Genomic DNA, 23,108 nt, shown 5'->3' on the forward strand with positions numbered 1-23,108 from the left:
GTCAGCCGAGCAGCTTCTTCTGCACCTTGCCCATGGCGTTGCGCGGCAGCGCGTCGACGAACCTGACCTCGCGGGGCCGCTTGTGCGCCGAGACCTGGTCGCCCACATGGGCGATCAGCGCGGCGCCGAGCTCGGCGGACCCGCCCTCGCGCGCGACGACGAAGGCGACGACGCGCTGGCCGAGATCGTCATCGGGCAGGCCGACCACGGCGACCTCGGCGACCGCCGGATGGCCCAGCAGGGCGGTCTCGATCTCGCCCGCGCCGATCCGGTAGCCGCCGGACTTGATGAGGTCGATGGACTCGCGCCCGACGATGCGGTGGAAGCCGTCGAGGTCGATGACCGCCACGTCACCGGTGCGGAACCAGCCGTCCTCGGTCCAGTCCGCGGCGGTGGCGTCGGGACGGTTGAGGTAGCCGTCGAACAGCATCGGCCCGCGCACCTCGAGCGCGCCGATGCTCTCGCCGTCGTGCGGGACCGCGGCGTCGGATTCGTCGCGCAGCCGGGTTTCCACCCCGCGCACGGGCGTGCCGACCCAGCCCGGCCTGCGCTCGCCGTCGGCGCGGGTGGACAGCGTGATCATGGTTTCGCTCATGCCGTAGCGCTCCACCGGCGCCTGCCCGGTGAGCTCGGCCAGTTGCTCGAACACCGGCACCGGCAGCGGCGCGCTGCCCGACACGAGCAGCCGGGCTTTGCCCAATTGCCGTGCCAGCTCGGGCTGTTCGACGACCCGCGACCACACCGTCGGCACCCCGAAGTACAGGCTGCCGCCCGCCGCCGCGTAGGCCTGCGCCGTCGGCTTGCCGGTGTGGATCACCGGGCTGCCGACCCGCAGCGGGCCGAGCAGGCCCAGGATCAGCCCGTGCACGTGGAACAGCGGAAGCCCGTGCACCAGGGTGTCTTTCCAGGTCCAGCCCCACGCCTCGGCGAGCGCGTCGAGACCGGCGGCGATGGCGGCGCGGCTGAGCATCACGCCCTTGGGCGCGCCGGTGGTGCCGGAGGTGTAGAGGATGAAGGCCGTCGACGCGGGATCGGGCTCGGGGTAGGTGTGCCAGGACCGCGCGTGCAGCCGCACCGGCACCACCGGCAGCCCGGTTCCCTCGGGCGCGGCGCCGAGCCAGGCCTGCGCACCGGAATCGCGCAGGATGTGCTCGAGTTCGGCCGCGCCGGAATCGGGCGGCACCGGCACCACCGTCACCCCGGCGATCAGGCAGCCGACGACGGCGAGCACGGTGCGCACGGTCGGTTCGGCCAGCACCGCGACCCGGTCGGCGCGGGCGATCCGCTCGGCCACCGAGGTCGCCGCACCCAGCAGATCGGAGCGCGACAGAGTGGCATCATCGATGGTGACGGCGTCGGGAATGTCGGCACCGGCGGCGACGGCGATCGGATCGAGCGAGGCGAGCAGCAGCGGCGGACCGTAAGGCATCCGTCCACGCTAACGCGGCGAGGTTCGGCGGTCGCGCGCCGCCGTCCGTTGACTCCCCGACGACATGATGAGACATTCGTCATATAGTTCTCTCACCGATGAAGGGGTCAACGATGACCATCCTTGCTCGCGCACGTTCGGGTCGCACCGAACCGGCCGAATTCGACATCCGGGACTACGTCGACGGTTCGACCGCCTTCTGGGGCGCGACCGCCAACGTGATCATGCAACTGAGCCTCGCGCCCGTCGGCTACGGCGTCGCGGAATCCCGGGTCCACAGCGGCAGCATCATGAAGCACCCGGTGAAGAGAACCCGCACCACCCTGACCTATCTGTCGGTCGCGCTGATGGGCGACGACGCCGATCGTGCCGCCTACCGCACCGCGATCAACGGCGCGCACAAGTACGTGCACTCCACCGCGGACAGCCCGGTGAAGTACAACGCCTTCGACCGGAAACTCCAGCTGTGGGTGGCCGCCTGTCTGTACTGGGGCGCGGTCGACGTGATGGCCCGCATCTACGGCCCCACCGACGACGACATCGCCGACACCTTCTACGCATACGCCCACCACCTGGGCACCACCCTGCAGGTGCCCAGGGAGATGTGGCCCGCCGACCGCGCCGCCTTCGACGCCTACTGGACCGAGCATCTGCCCCAGGCCCACATCGACGCCACGATCAAGGCCTACTTCGACGACCTGCTCGATCTGAAGATGGTCAGCCCGGCCCTGCGGCTGCCGTTCGCCCGGTTCCACCGCTGGTTCACCACCGGCCTGCTCCCCGCCCACCTCCGCGACGAGATGGGCATGACCTGGACCGAGCGCGACGAACGCGCCCTCAACCGGCTGATGCGCGCAGGCGGCAAGGTGACGGGCAGGCTGCCGCGGGTGGTCCGCAACTTCCCGTTCAACCTCACCCTGGCCGACATGCGCCGCAGGCAGCGCCGGGGTAAGCCGCTGATCTGACCGGTCCTGCCGCGCGCCTTCCGCGCCGACCTGCGACGTTCGGGTTTCATACCCACGATCGGATCGCCGTCGCACAGAACCGGAGGACGCTCATGAGCAGGCGAACAGTGATGTGGTGCGTGGCGGCGGCCGCCGCCGGTCTGGTGATCGGCGCGCCCGCCGCCAACGCCGACGAGGACCCGGCCACGGTGCCGTCCCGGACGGCGCTGTCGGTGCGGACTCCCGGCGGATTCGCCTGGGGGACAGCCAACGAGCACGAAACGCGGTCGGCGCTGTCGATGTCGAAGCTCTACATCGTCGACTACGCGCTGCGCCACGGCGACGGCGCGCCGGAGGACCGCGCGCTGGCCGAACGGATGATCCGCGACTCCGACGACGGCGCCGCCACCCAGCTGGCGAACAAGTATCCCCAGGCCATCGAGGCCACGGCGAGCGAATACGGGCTGCGCGCGACCCACGGCACCGCCGACTGGGGCCGCTCCAGCACGAGCACCGCCGATCTCACCGAGTTCCTGGTCACCAAGCAGCGCACCGATCCCGGCTCGCCGATCTTCGGGTGGATGTCGGGCGCGAGCAACACCGCCGCCGACGGCACACCCCAGAACTGGGGCACCGCCCAGCTGCCGGGGGTGCAGGGCAGCAAGTGGGGCTGGTCGGACCTGGATGCCCCCGAGGTGGCGTCGGCGTCCTTCGGCACCGGGTTCTCGGTCGCCGCGCACACCTACGGCACCCCGGCCGAGCAGTCCGCCGACGTGCTCGACGCGCTGCCCGCGGTGATCCTGAAGCTGGTCAGCGGGCGTTAGTCCATGTGCGGGTAGCGGTAGTCGGTCGGCGGGACGAAGGTCTCCTTGAGCACGCGCGGGGCGACCCAGCGCAGCAGGTTCAGCGGGGAGCCCGCCTTGTCGTCGGTGCCGGAGGCCCTGGCACCGCCGAAGGGCTGCTGGCCGACCACCGCGCCGGTGGGCTTGTCGTTGACGTAGAAGTTGCCCGCCGCGTAGCGCAGTGCGGCACTCGCCTTCTCGATCACCGCGCGGTCGCGGGCGAAGACCGCGCCGGTGAGCGCGTACGGAGAGGTCGAGTCGACCTCGGCCAGCAGGACGTCGAAGGCGTCGGGCGCGTCGTCGTCGTAGACGTACACCGACAGGATGGGCGCGAAGTACTCGGTGCGGAAGGCGTCGTCGTGCGGGTCGTCGGCGAGCAGCACCGTCGGGCGGACGAACCAGCCGACGCTGTCGTCGTAGGTGCCGCCCGCGGCGATGGTCAGCCCCGCGTCCCTGGCGCGCTCGATGGCGGCGACGCCCTTGTCGTAGGCGCGCTGATCGATCAGCGCCCCACCGAAATTCGCGAGATCGGCGACGTCACCGTAGGTCAGCTCCTCGACCGTGGCCAGGAACTTCTCCCCCATCGTCCGCCACAGCGAGCGCGGCACGTAGGCGCGCGAGGCGGCCGAGCACTTCTGGCCCTGGTATTCGAACGCGCCACGAATCATGGCCGTGGACAACGCGTCCGGGTCCGCGGAGGGATGGGCGAGGATGAAGTCCTTGCCGCCGGTCTCCCCGACCAGGCGCGGATAGCTGTGGTAGCCCGCGATATTCGCGCCGACCTGCTGCCACAGGTAGCGGAAGGTCTTGGTCGAGCCGGTGAAGTGGATGCCGGCCAGGCGCGGGTCCGCGAGCGCGATCTCGGAGAGGTCCCGGCCGTGGCCGGTGACCAGGTTGATCACGCCGGGCGGCAGCCCGGCGGCGACCAGGATCCGCATCGTGACCCAGGCCGCCAGGGTCTGCGACGAGGACGGCTTCCAGATCACCGTATTGCCCATGAGCGCGGGCGCGGTGGGCAGATTGCCCGCGATGGCACTGAAATTGAACGGGGTGATCGCGTAGACGAAGCCCTCCAGCGGCCGGTAGTCCATCCGGTTCCAGACGCCGGGACCCGACTGCGGCTGCCCCTCGAGGATCTGGCGCGCGTAGGCGACATTGAACCGCCAGAAGTCGACCAGCTCGCACGGCGCGTCGATCTCGGCCTGCACCGCCGACTTCGACTGCCCGAGCATGGTGGCCGCGGCCACGGTCTCGCGCCACGGTCCCGACATCAGATCGGCGGCGCGCAGGAAGACCGCGGCCCGCTCGTCGAAGGACATCTCCCGCCACTGCGGCGCCGCGCGCACCGCGGCCTCGATCGCGTCGCTCGCCTCCTCGTGCGTGGTGTCGGTGTAGGTCCCCAGCACCAGCGACCGCCGGTGCGGCGCCACGATCCCGTGCCGCTCACCGTCCCCGCTCCGCTCCTGCCCGCCGATCAGCAGCGGCACGTCGACACACTCCCCCGCGATCTCGGCCAGCCGCGCTCGCAGCCGCTCCCGCCCCGCCGTCCCCGGCGCGTACGACTGCGCCGGCTCGTTCGCGGGCACCGGAACCACCGTGACAGCGTCCATACCCCGAGGCTATCGCCGCGGTGCCAAGATCGCCCGGACCGAGATGTCGCCCGGCGCGTGGCGAGCTTCCACCGCTACAGCGGCGCCCACAGGTACCAGCCGAGCTGGGTCGATTCGAACGAGCCGCCCGCCGCGGCGACCTCGACGACGACCGGCTGGCCGACGCCGTCGACGGCACGCCGCACCGCGAGGGTGAAGGGCTCACCGGCGCGCGAGCGCCAGGCCGTGACGGTGGCGTTCGCGCCGAGCGCGGCCCCACGGGTGGTGGTGGGATCCGCCGTGGCGTGGCGACCGAGATAGGCGTCCGCGTCGGCGGCGGTGGCGTACTGGGTGTACCAGGAGGTGACGCCCAGCGAGTCGGTGCAGGTGATCTGCCGGACCGGCACCGGATCACCGGGTTGCACGATCAGCGCGCCCGTGGGGAAACACTTCGAGTCCGACCACCCCGTGGCGGTCGGATCCTTGGGCAGCATCTGGGGGAAGTCGGAGACCAGCGCACTGTGCTCACCCCACGACGCGGCGGGCGGCGGCGCGATCCGGCCGGGCCGCACGAACTTCCAGTAGATCGCGCCGATCCCGACCACCCCGACACCGCCCACCATGGCGAGCACGAGCAAGGTGACCGCGAGCGCGCGCCAGCGCGAGGACACGGACTTGCGCGGCGGGGCGGACCGCGTACCCGGACGCGGGACGTAGCCGGGTGGCGGCGCGTGCCAGCCGGGGCCGCCCGCGATCGGCAACTGCGGCGCCGAGGGTGGCGGCGCCACGAGCGTCGCCATCGAACTCGACTCCGGCTGCGTGCCGGGCCGCGGCGCCGGGTGACCTGAGCCGGATGCACTCGGCCCCTGGCCGCCCAGGCCGGGCGCGCTCGGCGCCTGGCGGCTGTGGCCGGGTGCGCTCGGTCCCGGGTGGCCCTGGCCAGATGCGCTCGGTCCCGGATGGCCCTGGCCGGGTGCACTCGGCCCATGGTGCGATGCCCGCTCACCGTGCCCGGACGGCGTGAATGCCGTCGGCACTTGCTGATTCGGAGCGGACAGCGACTGCGCGTTCCGCACCGGCGACGGCTGCGCGGGCGAGGCGGTCGCGCCGCCGAGCGCGTCCACCGCCGCCTTGGCGAATTCCGCACAGCTGTCGAATCGTTCGGCCGGGTCCTTGGCCAGCGCGCGGGCGATCACCGCATCGACACCCGGGGGCAAGGACGGAACCGCCGCGGACGCGCGCGGCACCGGCTTGCTCAGATGCGCGGCGACCACCGCGCCGGGATTGTCTGCGGGGAACGGGCTTTCGCCGGTGAGCAAGGTGAACAGGGTGCAGCCCAGCGAGTACTGGTCGGAGCGGTGGTCGACGGACGCGCCGGAGAGTTGTTCGGGCGAGGCGTAGGCCAGGGTCGCCAGGAAGGCGCCGGTCCGGGTGAGCTGGCGGGCGTCGCCGCGCAGGCGGGCGATGCCGAAGTCGGTGAGCAGCACGCGGTCGCCGGCGCGGGCCGCGGCCAGCAAGATGTTGGCGGGCTTCACATCCCGGTGCAGCACACCGCGCTCGTGGGCGTAGTCCAGCGCCTCGGCGGTCTGGGCGACGATGTCGATCGCGCGGGCGGGGTCCAGTGCCGCGCCGCGGAACACCGACGCGTCGGTGCCGTCGACGTACTGCATGGAGATCCACATCAGCCCGTCCTCGACACCGCGGTCGAGCACCGACACGATGCCGGGATGGTCCAGGTGCGCCGAGACATCGGCCTCGCGTTCGAACCGGCCGCGCACCTCCGGGTCCGAAGACAGTTCGCGATTCAGCAGTTTCAGCGCCACCTGGCGCGGCAGCCGCGGGTGCGCCGCCAGGTAGACGGTCCCCATCCCACCCCGGCCGAGCAACCGTTCGATCCGATACCCGGCGAACACCGAGCCCGCGCCGAATTCCACCCCGTGCATCCGTGACGAGCCTTTCGATCCCATACCGCTCCGACTGCCGGACCCTAGCCGATCCGGCAGCCGGAACGCGAGATCAGCGCAGATCGTCGGCGATGATCCGCTCGATATTGCGCTCGGCCAGCGCGGTGATGGTGACGAAGGGATTCACGCTGGTGTTGCCGGGGATCAGCGCGCCGTCGATGACGTAGAGACCCGGGTATCCGTGCAGGCGACCGTAGTTGTCGGTGGCCTCGTTGAGCACACAACCGCCCAGCGGGTGATAGGTGAAGTCGTCACCCCAGGTCTTGTAGACGCCGAACAGATCGGTCCGGTAGATCGTGCCCTCCTTCTTGTTGATCTTGTCGAAGATCCGCTTGGCGGCGTCGATCGAGGACTGGTTCCAGGCGGTCTGCCAGTTCAGATCCACCTTGCCGGTGCCGGAGTTGAAGGTGAACTTGCCCCGGTTGGGGTTCTTCGTGATCGCCAGGTACAGGCTGACATAGGTCTCGATCCCGGACGGGAAGGGCGCGACCTCGGCGAAGGCCGGACCGCCCGCGTCGGCCCAGTTGTCGATGCCCAGGCACGGCATCGCCGACTGCAGGCTGCCGGTGGCATCCCACATGTGATTGGCCCGCCCGACCATGACATTGCCGTTGTTGCCCCACTTCTGCCCCACCGCGTCGGACAGATTACGCAGCTGCCCTTTGGCTTTCATCGCGACCAGCAGCTTGCTGGTGCCGACGCTGCCCGCCGCGAAGAACACCCGGTCCGCGGTCACCTTCTTGGTCGAGGTGGTCCGGCCCTGCGTATCGATCACCGCCATCTCCACCTCGTAGCCGCTGCCGCTCGGCGTGACCGAGGTGACCATGTGCTGGGCGGCGATGGTCACCTTGCCGGTGCCGGTGGCCGCCGCCAGGTAGGTCTTGTCCAGCGAGCGCTTGCCCGCGTTGTTGCCGTAGATCACCTCGCCGGCGAGCGCGGACCGGCGCACCGTGTTCGCCTCCTCCTTCTTCATGTACTCGAAGTCGTAGACGTTGGGCACGAAAGTCCAGCCGAATCCGGATCTTTCGGCATGTTTGCGGCCGACCCGCGCGAACTGGTAGCACTCGGCCGATTCGAACCAGTTCTGGTCGATGGTGTTCACCCCGAGCGCGCTGTTGGCTCGCGGGTAGTAGGTGGCGTACATCTCGTCGGCGTTCACCGAGGGCAGGATGGCGCCGAAGTTCTCCCGCTTCGGCGTCACCGCCATGCCGCCGTTGACCAGCGAGCCGCCACCGACGCCACGCCCCTGGTAGACCCGGATGCCGCCGAAGCCTTCGGAGTCGAGCACGCCGGTGTAGCGGTCGATGTCCTTGTTGTAGGACCCGCCCATGAAATACCCGACCGGCTGATCGGTGGTCTCGCGCAGCCAGTAGGAGCGGCCGTCGGGTTTCAGGACCGGACAGAAGATGTCGCCGTCGGGCCCCGGTTTGGTCCAGGACATGCCCATCTCGGCGACGAGGACATCGACACCCGCCTGGGCCAGGCGCAGCGCGGCGACCGAGCCGCCGTAGCCGCTGCCGATCACCAGGGCGGGCACCTTGTCGCCGTCGGCCGCGGGCGCCGCCGCGGCGACCGCGCGACTCGCCAGCGCGGCCGCGCCTAGCGTGAAACCTGTTGCAGCTAGGAATCCGCGGCGCGAAATACCCCGGGTGTATTGGCACTGACCTGGCTTTTCATACAAGAATTCACGCACAGAGAGGCTCCTCATCGAGACTGCAATGAGAACCTGTTATACCGAGACTTGCACTGAAACGAACGTGTTTCGAACAAACGAAACCCCGGGCACGACGGTGCCCGGGGTTTGCGGAAGCGGTGGTTCAGGCCAGACGTTCGGCCGCGGCGGCCACCCGTTCGTCGGTCGCGGTGAGCGCGATCCGCACGTGCTCCGGCGAGCGCGGACCGTAGAAATCACCGGGCGCGGCGAGGATTCCACGCTCGGCCAGCCAGTCCAGGGTGCGCCGGCACGCCTCGCCGCGGGTGGCCCACAGGTACAGTCCCGCGTCGGAGTAGTCGATCCGGAAACCAGCCTCCTGCAATGCCTTTCGCAGGATCTCGCGACGCGCGCGGTAACGCTCGCGCTGGCGCGCCTCGTGCTCGTCGTCGGTCAGGGCGGCGGTCATCGCGGCCTGGATCGGGAACGGCAGCATCATGCCGGAGTGCTTGCGCACCTCGAGCAGTTCGGCGACCAGTTCCGGGTCGCCCGCGACGAAGCCGGCGCGGTAGCTGGCGAGATTCGAGGTCTTCGACAGCGAGTGGATCGCCAGCAGACCGGCGTGGTCGCCGTCGCACACGCGCGGGTCGAGGATCGAGACGGCCTCCCCCTCCCAGGTCAGGCCCAGGTAGCACTCGTCGGAGGCGACGACGGCCCCGCGCTCACGCGCGAACGCGACCACCTTGCGCAGGTGCTCGATCCCGAGCACCTTGCCGGTCGGGTTCGACGGCGAGTTCACGAAGATCAGCGCGGGCTTCTGCGGGCCGATCTGGGTCAGACCGTCCGCGCGCCACGGCTTGGCGCCCGCCAGCAGCACGCCGACCTCGTAGGTCGGGTAGGCGATCTCGGGGATCACGACGAGATCGTCGGAGCCGAGCCCGAGCAGCCGCGGCAGCCCGGCGATGAGCTCCTTGGTGCCGATCACCGGCAGCACGGCGGCCGGGTCGACGCCGGTGATCCCGAACCGGCGCGCCATGGCCGCGACGGCGGCGGCGCGCAGCTCAGGGGTGCCGTGGGTGGTCGGGTACCCGGGGACCTCGGCGACCGATCGCAGCGCCGCCTGGATCAGCGGATCGACCGGGTCGACCGGCGTACCGACCGACAGGTCGACCAGCCCACCGGGGTGGGCGGCCGCCTTCTCCTTGACCGCGGCGATCGTGTCCCAGGGGAAATCCGGCAGCAGGCTGCTGACCCTCATTCTTCAGCCATGGGCGGCAGCGCCTTGATGAAGGCCGGGTCGAAGTCGACCTTGCCCACCTTGGTGGCGCCACCGGGGGAACCGAGCTCGTCGAAGAAGTCGACGTTGGCGTTGATGTAACCGCTCCACTGGTCCGGGGTGTCGTCCTCGTAGAAGATCGCCTCCACCGGGCAGACCGGCTCACACGCACCACAGTCAACGCACTCGTCGGGTTGGATGTAGAGCATGCGGCCACCCTCGTAGATGCAATCCACGGGGCATTCCTCGATGCACGCCTTGTCCTTCACGTCAACGCACGGTTCAGCGATGATGTACGGCACTGCCGTTCTCCTAGTCTGTCCTCACCTGCGGTGGTACTCCGCCACCGAAACCCTATCCCGAGACCGCACCTCAGTCCCAGGTCAGCCTGCCCTAACTCGCACTCTCGATCAGCCGATCACTCTTTACCTCCGGCGTATCGGACCCTAGATTCAGAACAGGATCTCGTTGTCGTCAGCGCAACGAAGGGAGCCGCCATGAGTACGGCGGAAGATCGTGCGGCCGCGCTTGATCTGGTAGCCCGGCTGAAATCCGCATATCCCGAACTTCCCGACGCGCCGCCGCCGGACCTCCTCGACCACGCGCGGCTGTGGGCCTATCTCAAGACCGACCACGATGTCGGCGGTGAACCCGACGCTGCGATCACCTACGAGAACAAACAGTACGAGGTCTGGGAGCACAACACCTATGTGATCTGCGAGGTACTCGCTTGGCGCGGGATCTGGCTGTCCGAGGAGCGGCGCCGGATCGGCAATGTCGACCTGGGCCGCACCATGTACCTCGGCCTGCCGTATTACGGCCGCTGGCTGCTGGCCGTCGCCCGGGTGCTGGTCGAGAAGCAGCACATCGGCCTGACCGAACTGAGTGAACGCCTGCTCGAGGTCCAGGCGCGGTACGTGGACGGCCTGGGCGGGAAACCGCCGACCGCCCAGCCGAAGTTCGAGGGCGACGGCACGGGGGTCGTCCGCAACCGGCACCACCTCGCGGCGGTCGGCAAGGGCGATCCGCAGGTCTTCGCCGGGCAGGCGGGCGCGGCGGCCTTCGCGGTCGGCGACGCCGTGCGGGTCAGGGAACTGCCCGCGCTGTTCTACACCCGCACGCCGGAGTACGTGCGCGCCGCGGTCGGGCGGATCACCTCGCTGGCCTACGAGAGCCCGGCCCCCGAGGACGAGACGTGGGACCGGCACGACGCGACACCCGAGTGGTTCTACGTCGTCGAGTTCGAGCTCGCGCGGCTGTGGCACGGCTACACCGGCACCGCCGCCGACGTGCTGCGCACCGAGATCCCCGAACGCTGGCTCCAGGTGGCGTCATGACCGGCCACGAGCACGACCACGATCGCACCGTGGCTCCCATGGTCGACGAGATCACCGATTTCGAGGTACTCGAGATCGCGCTGCGCGAACTGTGCATCGAGAAGGGGATCTTCACCGCCGAGGAGCACCGGCGGTTCACCGAGTTCGCCGAACAGATCGGGCCGACGCCCGCGGTGCGCCTGGTGGCCAGGGCCTGGCTCGATCCCGACTTCCAGGCGCTGGCGCTGGCCGAGCCGATGACGGCGAGCAAGGCGGTGGGCGTGGACTGGCTGGAGCCGACCGGTTTCGGCACGCCCAGCGACTTCACCGCGTTCTCCATCCTCGCCGACACCCCGACGCTGCACAACGTGATCGTGTGCGCGCTGTGCTCGTGCTACCCGCGCCCGATCCTGGGCAACTCGCCCGAGTGGTATCGCACCCCGAACTACCGGCGCCGCATGGTGCGCTGGCCGCGTCAGGTGCTCTCGGAGTTCGGGCTCACGCTGCCGCCGGAGGTCGCGGTGCGGGTGCACGATTCGAATCAGAAGCACCGGTTCATGGTGCTGCCGATGCGGCCCGACGGCACCGACGGCTGGACCGAGGATCAGCTCGCGGAGATCATCACCAGGGACTGCCTGATCGGCGTCGCGCTCCCGAAGCCGGGGGTGACCACCAATGTGATCACCGCGACCCGGCCCGCCATCCACCCGGCGACCTAGCGGAAGGCAGCGATGAGTACCCCACGCGAGATCGCGTCGTTGCGGGCGATCGTCGATCGCGACCAGGTGTGGCCCCGGATGGCCGCCGAGTACGGCGTGACCAATCCCCTGCCACCGTGGAAGTCCAGCCTGGACGGCCTCTGCGACGCGCTCGATCACGCCGCGTGCGCACCGGGCGGCCTGGACTTCCAGGCCAGACGCGACGACGAGGACACGCTCGCGGCGACCGTCTATCCCAGCCTGCCCTACCCCGAGAACCAGCTCGTCGCCCTGGCGCACTCGCTGGTGGCCCGGGGCGTCATCGACGAGACCGAGCTGGCGGAGCGCCTGATCAGGATTCGAGCCCGGCTCGAATCCTGATCCGCCCGTTCGGCATTCGCCGCGCTCAGCCGATCGTCAGCGGCAGCGCCACCGGCTTGGGCGGCACCGTGCCGTAGACGGTGGTGCGCTCGCGCACCGGCCGGTCGATGCCGGCGGCGATCTCGGTGAGTTCGGCGACGGTCTTGGCCGAGCCGTGCTGGGAGCCCGCCATCCGGGAGATGGTCTCCTCCATCAGGGTGCCGCCGAGGTCGTTGGCGCCGCCGGTGAGCATCATCTGGGTGCCGACGGTGCCGAGCTTGACCCAGCTGGTCTGGATGTTGTCGATGCGGCCGTGCAGCATGATCCGGGCCAGCGCGTGCACCGCGCGGTTGTCGCGGTTGGTCGGGCCCGGCCTGGCCGCGCCCGCCAGGTAGAGCGGGGCGCTCTGGTGGACGAACGGCAGCGGGACGAATTCGGTGAAGCCGCCGGTCTGGTCCTGGATGCCGCGCAGCACCCGCAGGTGACCCACCCAGTGCTTCGGGTTGTCGACGTGGCCGTACATCATCGTCGAGCTGGACCGGATGCCCAGCTGGTGCGCGGTGGTGATCACCTCGATCCAGGCCGAGGTGGGCAGCTTGCCCTTGGTGAGGACCCAGCGCACCTCGTCGTCGAGGATCTCGGCCGCGGTACCGGGAATCGAGTCGAGCCCGGCCTCCTTCAGCGCCGCCAGCCAATCGCGGATGCTCTGGCCGCCACGGGAGGCGCCGTTGACGATCTCCATCGGGCTGAACGCGTGCACGTGCATCGACGGGACGCGGGCCTTGATCGCGCGGACCAGATCGGCGTACCCGGTGACCGGCAGCTCGGGGTCGATCCCGCCCTGCATACAGATCTCGGTGGCCCCGTCGACGTGGGCTTCCCAGGCGCGGTCGGCGACCTCGTCGGTGCTCAGCGTGAACGCGTCGGCGTCGCCCTTGCGCTGGGCGAACGCGCAGAACCGGCAGCCGGTGTAGCAGATGTTGGTGAAGTTGATGTTCCGGTTGACCACGTAGGTGACGTCGTCGCCGTTGACCGTGCGGCGCAGCGAGTCGGCCAGCGCCGCGATGGCGTCCAGGTTCACCCCGTCGGCGGTGGCCAGGGCGAGGTACTGGTCGTCGGTCAGGCCCGCCGGGTCGTGCTCAGCGGCGCGCAGGGCGTCGAGCACGTCCGAGTCGAGCCGTTCCGGCGCGGTGACAGCGAGATCGCGGGCGTGTTCGCGGATGGTCTCCCAGTCGCCGAAGGCGCCGACGACCTCCTGGCCGAGCCCGGAATCGCTGCGGCTCTCGGTGTTTCGCCCCTCGGTGTCGATCGCGGTGTTCAGGTCGACGCGGCCGACCGAGTCCCACGATTCGTCGGGCTCCTGCCACGGCAGGCCGACCGGCAGCGCGTCGGGCCTGGCCAGGCCGGTCGCCGGATCGGTGAGCGCGGCGACGTGCGCGCCGATGCGCGGGTCGATCCACGGGTGGCCCGCGCGCACGTACTTCGGGTGCGCGGAGGTCCGCTCGACCAGGGTGTAGCCGGCCGCCTCGGTGATCTCGCGCAGGGTGTCCAGGTTCGGCCACGGGCGTTCGGGATTCACGTGGTCGACCGTCACCGGCGACACCCCGCCCCAGTCGTCGATGCCCGCGTCGATCAGCGCGCGGCAATCGCTGTGCGAGACCAGGTTCGGCGGCGCCTGCACCGGAACATCCGGTCCGAGCAGCAGTCTCGTCACCGCGACGGTGGCCAGGAACTCGGCGACGTCGGCGTCGGGGACATCGCGCATGGCGGTGTCGTCCTTGGCGCGGAAGTTCTGCACGATCACTTCCTGGATGTGCCCGAACTCGCGGTGCTGCTTGCGAATCGCCATGATCGACTCGGCGCGCTCGGTGAGCGTCTCGCCGATGCCGACCAGGATGCCGGTGGTGTAGGGCACCGAGAGCCTGCCCGCGTCGGTGATCGAGCGCAACCGCACCGCGGGGTCCTTGTCGGGGCTGCCGTAGTGGCACTGCCCCTTCTCGGTGAACAGCCGCGTCGAGGTGGTCTCGAGCATCATGCCCATCGACTGCGCGACCGGCTTGAGCCGGGCGATCTCGGCCCAGCTCATCACGCCGGGGTTCAGATGCGGCAGCAGACCGGTCTCCTCCAGCACCAGGATGGAGACGGCGCGCAGGTAGTCCAGGGTGGAGTCGTAGCCGCGCTCGTCGAGCCACTGCGCGGCCTCGGGCCAGCGGTCCTCGGGCCGGTCGCCCAGGGTGAACAGGGCCTCCTTGCAGCCGAGCGCGGCGCCCTCGCGGGCGATCGCGAGCACCTCGTCCGGTTCCAGGAACATGCCGTGGCCCTCGGCGCGCAGCTTGCCCGGCACGGTCACGAACGTGCAGTAGTGACACTTGTCCCGGCACAGCTTGGTGAGCGGGATGAAGACATTGCGCGAATAGCTGATCGTGCGGGGCCTGCCCGCCGATTCCAGGCCCGCGTCGCGGACCCGGGCCGCGCTGGCGCACAGATCGGCGAGATCGTCGCCGGTCGCGTGCAGCAGGACGGTCGCCTCGTCGACATTGAGGGTGACACCGTCGCGTGCCCGGCGCAGCGCCCGGCGCATGGCGGCGGGAGTCGGCGGCGGCAGGGGAACGCTCGGGTTCGGAAGCTCGGTCACCCCGTCGATCATGCGCTACTTCTTTCCGGAACGTGCGGTCGGCTGGTCACGGGCCCGGCTGGGCACGAGTTTGTCGTCCTCGTCGCACGACAACCCTCCGCACGACCCCGCATATTCCCGAGGGGGTGAACTCCCCGGCCGCGCATGGAACCATGGCTTCATGTCGCTGCCGCGCTCCACCATTCTGGCCGAACCGGCCTGGCGTCCGAGTTCCAAGGCCACGTTGCTGTGGGCGCTGGAGAACGCGATCGCGGTCGCGGTGCTGTGTGTGGTGCTCGTCGGGTGGGCGCTGCTCGACGACGACCATCGCGGATGGCAACTGGTCGCGGCGTTGGCCGTGGGCGCGCTCGCGGTGCTCGGCGTGGTCGTGGTGCCGCTGTGGCGGTACGCGGTGCACCGGTGGGAGGTCACCGACGAGGCCGTGTACACCCGGGTCGGGTGGCTGGATCAGGAGTCGCGGGTCGCGCCGATCTCGCGGGTGCAGACCGTCGACACCGAGCGCGGACCGCTGGAGCGGATGCTCGGGCTGGCCACCGTCACCGTGACCACCGCGTCCTCGGCGGGGGCGGTGAAGATCAGCGCCCTGGATCTGCCGGTCGCCGAGCAGACCGTGGCCCGGCTGGCCGCCATCGCCGCCCAGCACCGCGGGGACGCCACGTGAGCACTCCGCCCGCGCCGCAGGCCGAGTGGCAGCGACTCGATCCACGCATGCTGATGGTGTATCCGATCAACGAGATCATGAAATACATTCCGGTGCTGCTCGGTTCGATCATCGTCGGCACCACCAGTGGTAATCCGCTGTGGAGCCTGATCCCGGTGACGCTGGTCGCCGGCTTCGGTGTCGCCCGCTGGTTCACCACCTCCTATCGGATCGACGCCGATCACGTGCAGCTGCGCAGCGGCATCGTGCAGCGGCGGACGCTGTCGGTGCCGCGGCCGCGGATCCGTTCGGTGGACGTGGAAGCGCCGCTGCTGCACCGCGCGCTCGGGCTGGCGGTGCTGGCGATCGGCACCGGCAAGCAGACCGACAAGGGCGAGGAGTTCAAGCTCGACGCGCTCGACACCAGCCGGATTCCGGCCCTGCGGGCCGAATTGCTCTCGCACACCGGGCAATTCCCCACCGACCAGCCGGGATCGTCCGGCGCGCCGCACGTCGCGCCCCACGACGCGGTCACCGAAGCCGGGATCGAGATCGGGCACTGGCGGGCCGCGTGGGTGCGCTACGCGCCGCTGTCGCTGACCGGGCTGGCCGTGGTCGCGCCGATCGCGGGCATCGGCGCGCAATACGGGCTCATCGACATCCTGTCGAAGTCGCCCGCAGTGCAGCATCTCGACGACGACAGCCCGCCCATCGTCGCGATCGTGATCGTCGGCCTGTCGCTGTTCTCGGTGGCGCTGGTGAGCGTGGCCGCGTGCGCCCAGTACCTCGCGACCTGGTTCGGGCTCCGGGTGATCGACAACGGCGCCACCCTGCACCTGCGCCACGGCCTGTTCACCACCCGGCAGATCACCCTGGACCTGGCCCGGTTCCGCGGCGCGACGCTCAACGATCCGCTGCTGCTGCGCGCCGCCAGGGCCGCGCAGCTGGAGATGATCATGACGGGCGAGAACCCGCGGCAGAAGATCCTGCCGCAGGCGCCCCGGTCCGCGGTCGAACGCACGCTCGACGAGTTGCTGCGCACCCGCCGCAAACCGAACGCGCCGCTCGGCGCCGAACCGGCATCCGGTGGCGCGCCCGGACCGGCGATCTCGCCTGCCTCGGCCGATGCGCCCGCGTCGCTGACGAAACAGGCCGCACCGCAACCGATCACCGGTGCCGCGCTGGGCACGATCGAGCTGGTCCGGCACGGTCCGGCGGCGCATCGGCGGCGCTATTCCAAGGCCGCGTGGCCGGTCGGTGGGCTGGTCGTCGTCCTGATCGCCATCGCGCTGGTCAGCGGCCCGCTGCCGGGGTGGCTCTGGGGCCTGCCGGTGGTGTTCGCGGTGATCATGGCCGGGCTCGCCGAGGACCGCTACCGCAGCCTCGGCCATCGGGTGCTGCCCGGCAGCACCGGCCCCACCTGGCTGATCACCCGGCGCGGCAGCCTCGACCGCAATCGCGACTGCCTGGAAGCCCCCGGCATCATCGGCTGGACCATCCGCCGCACCTACTGGCAGCGGCGGGCCGGGCTGGCCACCGTGGTCGCCGCGACGGCGGCGGGCAAGAAGGCCTACCTGGTGGACGACATCCCGTTCGACCAGGCCATCGCCCTCGTCGAGGCCGTCACCCCCGGTCTGCTCGGCGCCCGCACCGCCGCCCCTGGATTCCGGCCGGACCCGAGCCGATAGGCAGGAAAATGTCGGTCAGGGTACCGGCCGGAGGGTCCGCCGCGGCGTAATCTGCTGACGTGGAGTTCACCGAGGTCATCGAAACCGCGGGGAAGGTGCTCGACGGTGCGGGCGTGGCCGCCATCGTGCTGGGTGGGCTGGTCGGCACGATCTTCTTCGTCCGAGCGCTCACCGCGCACGAGGACTTCGGCTCGGCCTATCGCCTGTACCGCCGCAGGCTCGGGCAGGCGATCCTGCTCGGCCTGGAATTCCTGGTCGCGGCCGACATCATCCGGACGGTCGCCATCGCGCCGACCTTCACCAGCGTCGGGGTGCTGGCACTGATCGTGCTGGTGCGGACCTTCCTCAGCTACTCGCTGGAACTCGAGCTGACCGGCCGCTGGCCGTGGCAACGGCCGAAAGCGGAGGCCGACCAGGACAGCTCGGCCTGACGACGACGACGGCCGGGAGTCCAGGACTCCCGGCCGTCGTCCGCTCCGGCTAGGCGGCGACCACTTCCTTCGCGCTTTCCGCCTCGCCCGCATCGGTTTTCGCGTCCCGCATCAGGATGACCGCGAGCACCGCGGCGGCGACCGAGGCCAGCGCGCCGACGCCGAAGGTGACCTGCATGGCGGTGCAGAAGGCGTCGCGCGCCAGCCCGATGACGGTGCCGTCACCGGTACCGAGCGCACCCGCGATCGACTCCTTGGCCGCGGCGGGCGCCGAGTCCGGCATGGCACCGGCGAAGGTGCCCGCCAGCACCGCGCCGAGCACCGCGACACCCAGCGCCGCACCGGCCTGCTGGATGGTGTCGTTGAGCGCCGAGCCGACGCCCGCGTGCTCCTCGGGCACCGCGCTCATCAGCGCACCGATCGCGGCGGGCATCGCCAGACCGCCACCCGCGCCGAGCAGCGCCATCGCGACGGCGGGCAGGGTGAAGCTCGCCCCGGCATCGAGCGTGGCCAGCACCGCGAAGCCCGCGGCGACCACGATCAGACCCGCGATGGTGACGATCCGCGCGCCCACCTTGCCGACCAGCACCGCGCCGATGCCGTTGGCCACCAGCAGGGTGACGGCCATCGGGGTGAAGGCCAGCGCGGTCCGCATCGGCGAGTAGTCGAGCACGAACTGCAGGTACTGGGTGAGCACCAGGACCAGGCCGCCGTTGGCGAAGGTCACCAGGACCAGCGAGAAGCTGGAACCGGTGAAGGTGCGGTTGCGGAACAGCTGCAGCGGGACCATCGGCTCGTCGGTGCGCAGTTCGCGGACCACGAAGGCGCCGAGGGCGAGCACCGTGACGGCGAAGCCGGCCAGCACGTCCCGATCGGTCCAGCCCGCGTGCGGCACCGAGATGATGGTCCACACCAGCGCGGTCATGCCGATGATCGAGGTCAGCATGCCGGGGAGGTCGGGCCTGCGCCACGGGCCCTTGGACTCGGGCATCAGCACCAGCGCGGCCACGATGGCGACCGCCGCGATCGGCACGTTCATCACGAACACCGAGCCCCACCAGAAGTGATCCATCAGCACACCGCCGACGACCGGGCCGCCGACCATGCCGACCGTGGCCACCGCGCTCCACGCGCCGATCGCCTTGGGCCGTTCGTCGTCGTCGAAGACGGTGATGAGGATCGACAGCGTGCTCGGCATGATCAGCACGCCGCCGATGCCCATCAGCGCGCGGCCCGCGATCAGCAGTTCGGCGCTGGTGGCGTAGGCGGCCAGCAGGGACGCGCCGCCGAAGAGGACCAGGCCGATCACCATCACCAGCTTGCGGCCGAACCGGTCCGAGAGGCTGCCCGAGGTGAGCAGCAGGCCGGCGAACACCAGCAGATAGGCGTCGATGATCCATTGGATCTGCTGCGCGCTCGCGTCCAGATCGGTGGCGATCTGCGGGATGGCGACCGTGAGGACCATGTTGTCCACGATCAGTACCAGCGAGCTCAGACACAGCACGATCAGGATCAGCCACCGACGGGGATTGCGGACCACCGGATCGGTGGCAGCCGTTGCGAGCGGGTCCATCCTGCTCTCCTCTCGAGTATCGCCGCACAGCGTGCGGTCATGTCGAACACTGTACGATCATGGAACGCTGTGCGCAATAGGTACGGCGTGCGTGATCCGTACACCGTTCTCGAGGGGCTATGCTGTGCGGACACGCGACGTGGAGACAGACATCACCAGCACAGGAGGCAGCGATGGCCGCGGGCAGCACGAACTCGACCGAGATCGCATCGGTGTGGACCAGGCCGACCCGTGAACGCCGAGATCAGCCCGCGCTGAGCCGAGATCAGATCGTCGACGAGGCGATCGCGCTGCTCGACGAGGAGGGTTTCGACGCGCTGAGCATGCGCAAACTCGGCGCGCGCCTCGGCGCGGGAGCCACCTCGCTCTACACGCACGTCGCGAACAAGGACGAGCTGCTCGAGCTGGTCGTCGACCAGGTCATCGGGGAGGTGCCGTGCCCGGAGCCGGACCCGGCGCACTGGCGCGAACGGGTACACGCGCAGGCCGACGGACTGCGCGCGACGCTGCTGGCCCACCCGTGGGTCACCATCGTGTTCGGCAACGCCGCCCTGACCTACCTCGGCCCCAACATGATGCGGCTGACCGACTCGATGCTCGGGCTCGTCGAGGCGGGCGGTTTCTCCGACGAGGTCGTCGACGCCACCACCAACACGGCCTTCCGGTTCATCGTCGGCTCGTGCGCCAACGAGGCCGCGATGCTGATGACGATCGCCCGCAGCGGACTGTCCACCGACCAGTGGGTCGACCAGGTGATGGCGGCCAGCGTCGCGGCCTCGGCGGACTTCCCGCGCCTGCACCGGCGCTACGTCGACCAGCGGGAAGCGGTCGTCGCCGAGGCGGCGAGCGGGGTGATGAACCGGTTCACCCAGGCCATCGATCTGATCCTGGACGGCGCCGAGACCCGCCGCTGACTCCTCAGGTCCGGAACAAGCCCACGTTGGAGCGGTAGTACAGGTAGGCGGCGGGCGCGAGCACCCCGCAGGCCAGCAACAGCAGGGTGCGACCGTCGCTGCCGAGCAGCACGTCACCGCCCGGTCCGCGCGAGGCCGCCACCAGGAATCCGAAGACCCACACCACGATCGGCGCGAAGGCGAAGCCGAGCCGCGAGGTCACCGACTCCATGCCGTAGACCAGCCCCACGTTGATCGGCGCGGCCAGCAGCGCCGCCACCGGCAGCGCGACGGCACCGACGTAGAGCGGCAGGAACAGCACCTCGAGCGCCAGCGTGATCAGCGCGTCGACGAGCAGCAGCACCACGATCAGCCCCGAGATCACCGGGTCGAGCCGGGCGGGCAGGCGCACTGACCGCAGCACGGCGGTCGGCGTGCCTGCGGGCTGATCGGAGTCGGTCACCATGGGGGCGAGTCTATTCGGCCGGGCGGGCAGACCACGCCGCCGTCGGCAGCCGCCATCAGCCGACGCGTGTCCGGCTCAGTCGAGCCCGGCGAACAGGTCGTGCTCGAAGCCGTCGGCGCCGACCTGCCCACGCGTGCCGCGCACGAGCGTGAAGTGTTCCTCCGGCAGCACCGGCAGCGCGATGTTGTTGGACAGGGCGAACTCCCGGCCACTGGGCGCGACCGTCACCTGGGTGGCGTGCGCGCGCATGGCGGCGCGCTTGGCGGAGACCGCGTCGGCGACATCGACCACGGTGGTCACGCCGGTCGTCGTCATCGCGGCCAGCTCGGCCTCCACCGGCAACCGCCAGCCCGCGGGCAAGGCGCCGGGCAACTCGTCCACGGTGCGGCGGGCCAGTGCCGCGGTGTGCTGGCGCAGCAGGTCGCCGTCGGTGACGGTCCAGTAGAACTTCGGCACGTCCCAGCCCCGCGCCGCTGCGGCTTCGACCGCGGCGGTGGTGATCTCGTGCGCGCGGATGTGGTCGGGATGGCCGTACCCGCCGCGCGGATCGTAGGTCACCACGACCCGCGGCCGCAGCTCCAGCAGCACCTCCACCAGGGCCTCGACCGCCGCGTCACCGGAGTTCACGAAGGCCCGCGGATGCGCGGCCGACGGGGTGCCCGCCATGCCGGAATCGCGCCACCGGCCCGCGCCGCCGAGGAACCACGGCGCGCCCGCGTCCAGCGCGGCCAGCGCCGCGGTGAGTTCGGTGATGCGGTAGCCGCCGAGCTGGTCGGCCTCGGCGGCGACCAGGCCCGCCCAGCGCTCGCCGATGACCTCGCCCTCCTCGCCGAGCGTGCAGGTCACCACGGTGACGGGGACGCCGCGCTTGCGATAGTGCGCGATCGTGCCACCGGTGGTGAGGGTTTCGTCGTCGGGATGGGCGTGCACCAGCAGCAGGCCGCCGGTCTCGCGGGTCGAATGCGTCATGGGATCCTCCGCCATTGCGCCGTGTCGCCGAAGATGCCGACCTGGATCGCGCCGGCCATCGAGACGCCGTCCACCCGCGGACCCGCCGCGGCGACGACGTTGTCCTGCACGATCGGCAGCACCGTCGACAGTTCCCACAGCTTGGGCTCGGCCTCGGCCAGCACGCGCGGCACCTCGACACCGCGCAGCGCCTCGTCGATCGAGGGTTGCAGGGACGGATCGCACACGCCGCCGATATTGCTCGGCGCCTTGCGGTAGGCCTCGGCCGCGGCCAGCGCCTTGCTGTCGGCACCGGGGAGTTCCGGCGGCGGGCAGCCGTAGCGCGAGGCCAGCACCGTCGCCGGGTCGTCCCCGGCCAGTTCCCAGCCGACGATCGCGTCGATCGCGGATTCGGTGAGGTCCTTGCCGTACAGCTCGTCGGCGGGCACGCCGCGCACGGTGGCATCGATGCCCGCGCTGCGCAATTGGTCGGCGGCGGTGTTGGCCACCGCCAGCGTCGCCGCGTCCTCGTTGACGGCGCCGATCCGCACCGACAGGACCTTGCCGTTGCGCGCGACCGAGCGCGGGCGCGGCGCGGGCGAGGTCGGCGAGCCGGTCTGCGGGGTTTCCGGCGCGCGGCCGAAACCGGCCTCGGCCAGCAGCGCGAACGCCTCCTCGGTGCTCAGTCGCGGCGGCGCGGTCGGCACGTAGCCGGGACTCGACGGCGGAAGGACCTGGGCGCGTGCGGGTTCCACCCAGCCGCCGGTCTGCGCGCCGACGGTGGCCAGCAGCGCCGGATCGAGCAGCGCGAGCACCGCTTTGCGCACGCGCGGGTCGGTGAGATCGCCCGAGCGGCCGTTGAGCGCCAGTTGCAGCTCGCGGGCCTGCGGCATGATCGTGGTCCGCACCGAGGGGATCGCGGCGAGCTGGGCCTGGGTCGCGACACCACCGTGCACCAGCGCCATCTGGGCGTCGCCGGTGCGCAGCGACTCGGCCAGCTGCGAGGGGGTGCCACCACGGCGGAACAGGATCTGGTCCGGTGCGGCCGGGGTGCCCCAGAAGCGGTCGTTGCGCTCGAGCAGGATCTCGTCGCGACCGCGGTCGACCGACTTGATGGTGAAGTTGCCGCCCGAGACCGGAATCCGGTCGACCAGGCCGCTGGTGAAGCCACCCGGCGAATCCTTCACCAGGTGCGAGGGCAGCAGGTTCGAGAACAGTTCGCGCCAGGCCGGATACGGCTGGGACAGCGTCACGGTCACCGTCTTGCCGCCCCCGGAGGACGCCACGTCCGAGATCAGCCGGTAGCCGGCCGGATCGACCACTCCGGGCTGCGTCGTCATCTGCTGCCACAGGAACCGGAAGTCCTCGGCCGCGATCGGGGCGCCGTCGGACCAGTTGGCCTGGTTGCGCAGCGTATAGGTGATCGTGAACGGTTCCTGCGCGGTGACCTCGGCCGACTCGATCAGCGAGGCGTCGGGCACCCAGTCGACCACGGCCGGATGCGCCTGCGCGGCCACCGGCCGGAACGGGCTCGGCAGCACCATCGAACTCACCGCGTTGGTGGCCGGCGACTGATCCGAGCGCAGATGCGGATTGAACCCGATGCCGATGTCGTCGATCGCGACCACGACCGTGTTCTTCCCCGGCTTGGCCTGGGTGGTCTTGGGCGAATCGGTGCTCTCGATCGGCGGCGGTGGATTCGCGGTGCATCCGGCGAGGACCGCCGTCGAGGCCGTCATCGCCATCACCGCCACGCGCCACCTCG

At 70.5% G+C, this 23,108-nt stretch carries 20 protein-coding genes; 9 read left to right on the forward strand and 11 right to left on the reverse strand.

All coding sequences use genetic code 11. The features are described 5' to 3' along the window. Nucleotide 1: 1 nt before the first annotated feature. The gene (locus AB0L91_RS06480; protein WP_365007702.1) at nt 2-1,429 is read right to left on the reverse strand and encodes an acyl-CoA synthetase; all 1,428 of its coding nucleotides are present in this window, start codon (nt 1,427-1,429) and stop codon (nt 2-4) included. 113 nt (nt 1,430-1,542) lie between these two features. Here AB0L91_RS06480 and AB0L91_RS06485 point away from each other — a divergent pair, with 113 nt between their 5' ends. Both AB0L91_RS06485 and AB0L91_RS06490 read left to right on the forward strand, forming a co-directional pair. Beyond that, nucleotides 1,543-2,394, forward strand: coding sequence for an oxygenase MpaB family protein (locus AB0L91_RS06485; protein ID WP_365007704.1), 852 nt, complete (start codon nt 1,543-1,545; stop codon nt 2,392-2,394). Between the two features lie 92 nt (nt 2,395-2,486). Continuing rightward, the gene (locus AB0L91_RS06490; RefSeq protein ID WP_355276379.1) at nt 2,487-3,197 is read left to right on the forward strand and encodes a hypothetical protein; all 711 of its coding nucleotides are present in this window, start codon (nt 2,487-2,489) and stop codon (nt 3,195-3,197) included. Here the strand turns inward: AB0L91_RS06490 and pruA are convergent. The 5 genes from pruA to fdxA all read right to left on the reverse strand — a co-directional run bounded on the left by pruA (nt 3,194) and on the right by fdxA (nt 9,997). Then, nucleotides 3,194-4,825: an L-glutamate gamma-semialdehyde dehydrogenase gene (pruA, locus tag AB0L91_RS06495; RefSeq protein ID WP_357343166.1), complete on the reverse strand. Its 1,632-nt coding sequence runs from the start codon at nt 4,823-4,825 to the stop codon at nt 3,194-3,196. The two genes, AB0L91_RS06490 and pruA, sit on opposite strands and share 4 nt — an antisense overlap. A gap of 74 nt (nt 4,826-4,899) precedes the next feature. After that, nucleotides 4,900-6,747, reverse strand: coding sequence for a protein kinase (locus AB0L91_RS06500; RefSeq protein ID WP_365007708.1), 1,848 nt, complete (start codon nt 6,745-6,747; stop codon nt 4,900-4,902). A 73-nt stretch (nt 6,748-6,820) separates the two neighbouring features. After that, nucleotides 6,821-8,461 carry a GMC oxidoreductase gene (locus AB0L91_RS06505; protein WP_365007709.1) on the reverse strand — a complete coding sequence of 547 codons (1,641 nt, stop codon included), beginning with the start codon at nt 8,459-8,461 and terminating at the stop codon, nt 6,821-6,823. 124 nt (nt 8,462-8,585) lie between these two features. Next, nucleotides 8,586-9,677 carry a succinyldiaminopimelate transaminase gene (gene dapC / locus AB0L91_RS06510; RefSeq protein ID WP_365007711.1) on the reverse strand — a complete coding sequence of 364 codons (1,092 nt, stop codon included), beginning with the start codon at nt 9,675-9,677 and terminating at the stop codon, nt 8,586-8,588. Beyond that, complete coding sequence (fdxA, locus tag AB0L91_RS06515) at nt 9,674-9,997, reverse strand: ferredoxin (RefSeq protein WP_189026332.1); 324 nt, start codon at nt 9,995-9,997, stop codon at nt 9,674-9,676. Before fdxA ends, dapC begins: the two co-directional genes overlap by 4 nt. A gap of 195 nt (nt 9,998-10,192) precedes the next feature. On the opposite strand from fdxA, the gene AB0L91_RS06520 reads away from it, so the two are divergent. From AB0L91_RS06520 to AB0L91_RS06530, 3 genes are read left to right on the forward strand one after another with little or no spacing between them, the layout of a single operon-like run. Then, nucleotides 10,193-11,032 carry an SH3-like domain-containing protein gene (locus AB0L91_RS06520; RefSeq protein ID WP_365007714.1) on the forward strand — a complete coding sequence of 280 codons (840 nt, stop codon included), beginning with the start codon at nt 10,193-10,195 and terminating at the stop codon, nt 11,030-11,032. Continuing rightward, nucleotides 11,029-11,730 (forward strand): thiocyanate hydrolase subunit gamma, encoded by a 702-nt coding sequence (scnC, locus tag AB0L91_RS06525; RefSeq protein WP_365007717.1) that lies wholly within the window; start codon nt 11,029-11,031, stop codon nt 11,728-11,730. The genes AB0L91_RS06520 and scnC overlap by 4 nt, the downstream gene beginning before the upstream one ends. A 12-nt stretch (nt 11,731-11,742) precedes the next feature. Then, a complete protein-coding gene (locus tag AB0L91_RS06530; protein WP_365007719.1) occupies nt 11,743-12,090 on the forward strand; it encodes a thiocyanate hydrolase in 348 nt (115 codons plus the stop codon). 25 nt (nt 12,091-12,115) lie between these two features. Here the strand turns inward: AB0L91_RS06530 and AB0L91_RS06535 are convergent, their stop codons facing one another. Continuing rightward, nucleotides 12,116-14,716 carry a bifunctional FO biosynthesis protein CofGH gene (locus tag AB0L91_RS06535; RefSeq protein ID WP_355276391.1) on the reverse strand — a complete coding sequence of 867 codons (2,601 nt, stop codon included), beginning with the start codon at nt 14,714-14,716 and terminating at the stop codon, nt 12,116-12,118. A 148-nt stretch (nt 14,717-14,864) separates the two neighbouring features. Here AB0L91_RS06535 and AB0L91_RS06540 point away from each other — a divergent pair, with 148 nt between their 5' ends. Genes AB0L91_RS06540 through AB0L91_RS06550 form a run of 3 tightly spaced genes read left to right on the forward strand, consistent with a single transcriptional unit; the run spans nt 14,865 to nt 17,463 of the window. Continuing rightward, complete coding sequence (locus AB0L91_RS06540; RefSeq protein ID WP_357343152.1) at nt 14,865-15,365, forward strand: PH domain-containing protein; 501 nt, start codon at nt 14,865-14,867, stop codon at nt 15,363-15,365. Then, entirely contained in the window at nt 15,362-17,032 is a 1,671-nt protein-coding gene (locus AB0L91_RS06545; RefSeq protein WP_365007721.1) for a PH domain-containing protein, read from the forward strand. Before AB0L91_RS06540 ends, AB0L91_RS06545 begins: the two co-directional genes overlap by 4 nt. A gap of 59 nt (nt 17,033-17,091) precedes the next feature. Next, complete coding sequence (locus AB0L91_RS06550) at nt 17,092-17,463, forward strand: DUF1622 domain-containing protein (protein WP_365007723.1); 372 nt, start codon at nt 17,092-17,094, stop codon at nt 17,461-17,463. A gap of 49 nt (nt 17,464-17,512) precedes the next feature. Here AB0L91_RS06550 and AB0L91_RS06555 read toward each other — a convergent pair whose 3' ends face one another. Continuing rightward, nucleotides 17,513-19,036: an MFS transporter gene (locus AB0L91_RS06555; protein ID WP_365007726.1), complete on the reverse strand. Its 1,524-nt coding sequence runs from the start codon at nt 19,034-19,036 to the stop codon at nt 17,513-17,515. 173 nt (nt 19,037-19,209) lie between these two features. Between AB0L91_RS06555 and AB0L91_RS06560 the strand changes: the two genes are divergently transcribed. Then, on the forward strand, nt 19,210-19,950 hold the full coding sequence (locus AB0L91_RS06560; RefSeq protein WP_365007728.1) for a TetR/AcrR family transcriptional regulator C-terminal domain-containing protein: 741 nt from the start codon (nt 19,210-19,212) through the stop codon (nt 19,948-19,950). 4 nt (nt 19,951-19,954) lie between these two features. On the opposite strand, the gene AB0L91_RS06565 is transcribed toward AB0L91_RS06560, so the two are convergent. The 3 genes from AB0L91_RS06565 to AB0L91_RS06575 form a co-directional block, all read right to left on the reverse strand. Then, nucleotides 19,955-20,395: a hypothetical protein gene (locus AB0L91_RS06565; RefSeq protein ID WP_365007730.1), complete on the reverse strand. Its 441-nt coding sequence runs from the start codon at nt 20,393-20,395 to the stop codon at nt 19,955-19,957. A 75-nt stretch (nt 20,396-20,470) separates the two neighbouring features. Beyond that, the gene (mshB, locus tag AB0L91_RS06570) at nt 20,471-21,364 is read right to left on the reverse strand and encodes an N-acetyl-1-D-myo-inositol-2-amino-2-deoxy-alpha-D-glucopyranoside deacetylase (protein ID WP_365007732.1); all 894 of its coding nucleotides are present in this window, start codon (nt 21,362-21,364) and stop codon (nt 20,471-20,473) included. After that, nucleotides 21,361-23,082, reverse strand: a complete 1,722-nt coding sequence (locus tag AB0L91_RS06575) for an ABC transporter family substrate-binding protein (RefSeq protein WP_357343138.1) — start codon at nt 23,080-23,082, stop codon at nt 21,361-21,363. Before AB0L91_RS06575 ends, mshB begins: the two co-directional genes overlap by 4 nt. Nucleotides 23,083-23,108 lie beyond the last annotated feature (26 nt).

Source organism: Nocardia sp. NPDC051833 (assembly GCF_040681225.1).
In the GTDB taxonomy this organism is placed as follows: Bacteria; Actinomycetota; Actinomycetes; order Mycobacteriales; family Mycobacteriaceae; genus Nocardia.

Coding starts and splice junctions, on each gene's coding strand:
- AB0L91_RS06480 (WP_365007702.1), bottom strand. CDS start 1,429: ATGCCTTACGGTCCGCCGCTGCTGCTCGCCTCGCTCGATCCGATCGCC.
- AB0L91_RS06485 (WP_365007704.1), top strand. CDS start 1,543: ATGACCATCCTTGCTCGCGCACGTTCGGGTCGCACCGAACCGGCCGAA.
- AB0L91_RS06490 (WP_355276379.1), top strand. CDS start 2,487: ATGAGCAGGCGAACAGTGATGTGGTGCGTGGCGGCGGCCGCCGCCGGT.
- pruA (WP_357343166.1), bottom strand. CDS start 4,825: ATGGACGCTGTCACGGTGGTTCCGGTGCCCGCGAACGAGCCGGCGCAG.
- AB0L91_RS06500 (WP_365007708.1), bottom strand. CDS start 6,747: ATGCACGGGGTGGAATTCGGCGCGGGCTCGGTGTTCGCCGGGTATCGG.
- dapC (WP_365007711.1), bottom strand. CDS start 9,677: ATGAGGGTCAGCAGCCTGCTGCCGGATTTCCCCTGGGACACGATCGCC.
- AB0L91_RS06520 (WP_365007714.1), top strand. CDS start 10,193: ATGAGTACGGCGGAAGATCGTGCGGCCGCGCTTGATCTGGTAGCCCGG.
- scnC (WP_365007717.1), top strand. CDS start 11,029: ATGACCGGCCACGAGCACGACCACGATCGCACCGTGGCTCCCATGGTC.
- AB0L91_RS06530 (WP_365007719.1), top strand. CDS start 11,743: ATGAGTACCCCACGCGAGATCGCGTCGTTGCGGGCGATCGTCGATCGC.
- AB0L91_RS06535 (WP_355276391.1), bottom strand. CDS start 14,716: ATGATCGACGGGGTGACCGAGCTTCCGAACCCGAGCGTTCCCCTGCCG.
- AB0L91_RS06540 (WP_357343152.1), top strand. CDS start 14,865: ATGTCGCTGCCGCGCTCCACCATTCTGGCCGAACCGGCCTGGCGTCCG.
- AB0L91_RS06555 (WP_365007726.1), bottom strand. CDS start 19,036: ATGGACCCGCTCGCAACGGCTGCCACCGATCCGGTGGTCCGCAATCCC.
- AB0L91_RS06560 (WP_365007728.1), top strand. CDS start 19,210: ATGGCCGCGGGCAGCACGAACTCGACCGAGATCGCATCGGTGTGGACC.
- AB0L91_RS06565 (WP_365007730.1), bottom strand. CDS start 20,395: ATGGTGACCGACTCCGATCAGCCCGCAGGCACGCCGACCGCCGTGCTG.
- mshB (WP_365007732.1), bottom strand. CDS start 21,364: ATGACGCATTCGACCCGCGAGACCGGCGGCCTGCTGCTGGTGCACGCC.
- AB0L91_RS06575 (WP_357343138.1), bottom strand. CDS start 23,082: ATGACGGCCTCGACGGCGGTCCTCGCCGGATGCACCGCGAATCCACCG.